The sequence below is a fragment of the Peribacillus sp. P4_C12 genome (genome assembly GCF_056402095.1).
This window is the reverse complement of record NZ_JBFUIB010000752.1, coordinates 1-1,466: the sequence shown is the minus strand read 5'-3', so window position 1 is coordinate 1,466 and position 1,466 is coordinate 1. Positions and strand designations below refer to the sequence as shown.

Genomic DNA, 1,466 nt, shown 5'->3' with positions numbered 1-1,466 from the left:
GTTTCTTTCAAGAACCTTTTCAGCTATATCATGGAAAGTTCCATGCCCTCCGAGTTCCTTGAGAGCGTCAATAATTTCATCTAACCAAGGTCTAGGTTGAGCCATTGTAATCCTCCTTAATCGTTTTTACTTTTAGTATTAGAGTTTAGTAAAGTAAGGGAATAAAGCGCATTAAACAACCTTAAAGTGTCGACTGGCTGCCACTCGCTAATGTTATCCCTCCCATGAAGAACCCAGTTTCTATTTATTATCGAAGGTTTGTAATTTTCTTTTTCAAAATGACCTCTAGAGAATGCTTTAACAATAAATGTGTTAACTGAGAAGAAAAGTGGTCTCTTAATACTTCCCTCTTTTATCTTTTCTATTTCTTTTCCCAAAGTATATTTCCAATTTTGGTCTTGTACAATATCAAAAACTGTTCCTTCTAATATTGAAAACAGACATGGAATTGTTATTTTGAACCGCCCACGTTCGTAGTTATCAAAACAATCATCAAGAAGCTCTTGCCACTTTCCTTCAAAAACATTATCTAATAGTGTTTGTTTCATAGCTTGAAAATTATGTACATCTGAATAGTGTTCTTCAATAGCCTTGTCCATATCATCTTTATTTTTGCCTTCCATATTTTTATGGAATGGCACTAACCTTTTATTTACTAAATCTCTTAACTCCTCAATACTTAAAACATCATCCTTCCTTTTTTTAGATATAGAACCCTTTAACAACAACTTTTCAACCATATAATTTACATAATTCTTTTTACCACAATCAATGTTTAAGTTATTAGTACAAAGAATATTTGTCCATATATTTATCTTGCTCGCAGGAAAATCCAACCATTTGTCGAAATATAGAGTGGAATATGTAAGTGAAGAAGAAACAACTTCTTAATCTGAAAGCTAACTTGTAAAGAAAGGAGAATGACATGGCTGTAGCAATGGAGAAAGCATTCTCTAAAACACTAGAGAAAATTATCGTGCCAACTGTTGTTTCAAGGGATGAATCATTAAGGAAAGGATTGCTTTGCATTGACTGCAATATAGACATTTCTTTTCGAATAGAACATGAACGTAACAAGCGGATTATTCCTGCAGGTTTCATACGTAAGAAAGGGATTGAGCACAAAGCATCTTGCCGTTATAACACACTGGGGCAAGTAACTATTATCGCTCAGGACTCTGATGATAATGTACTAGAAAGTATAAATGATAGTAAGTTCAATTTGCGACTTACATTGCTTCATTCGTCACTTAACCAAGTCGCAAAGAATCCACCAAACGAAATGAAACCGTCCAATACGACTATAAAGCAAGAACGAAATTACCAGTCTAAGGGGAATTTAGGTTCATATCTTGCCACAATGAAGAAAATTATAGAACTGCGTAATATATTAGAGGATAAAATGGAACTTCATCTTTCTTACGTATGAAACCTGCAGGAATAATCCGCTTGTTACGTTCATGTTC

Annotated in this window: 2 protein-coding genes; one reads left to right on the top strand and one right to left on the bottom strand. The window is 34.0% G+C overall.

Annotated features, from left to right (window positions below):
- Window positions 1-116 precede the first annotated feature (116 nt).
- Window positions 117-740 carry a hypothetical protein gene (locus AC1DUW_RS28655; RefSeq protein ID WP_477644163.1) on the bottom strand — a complete coding sequence of 208 codons (624 nt, stop codon included), beginning with the start codon at window positions 738-740 and terminating at the stop codon, window positions 117-119.
- 185 nt (window positions 741-925) lie between these two features.
- Between AC1DUW_RS28655 and AC1DUW_RS28650 the strand changes: the two genes are divergently transcribed.
- Complete coding sequence (locus AC1DUW_RS28650; protein ID WP_477644162.1) at window positions 926-1,429, top strand: hypothetical protein; 504 nt, start codon at window positions 926-928, stop codon at window positions 1,427-1,429.
- Window positions 1,430-1,466: the final 37 nt, after the last annotated feature.

Bases quoted from the DNA above. Each gene is read 5' to 3' on its own strand.
- AC1DUW_RS28650 (WP_477644162.1), top strand. From the start codon at position 926: ATGGCTGTAGCAATGGAGAAAGCATTCTCTAAAACACTAGAGAAAATT.
- AC1DUW_RS28655 (WP_477644163.1), bottom strand. From the start codon at position 740: ATGGTTGAAAAGTTGTTGTTAAAGGGTTCTATATCTAAAAAAAGGAAG.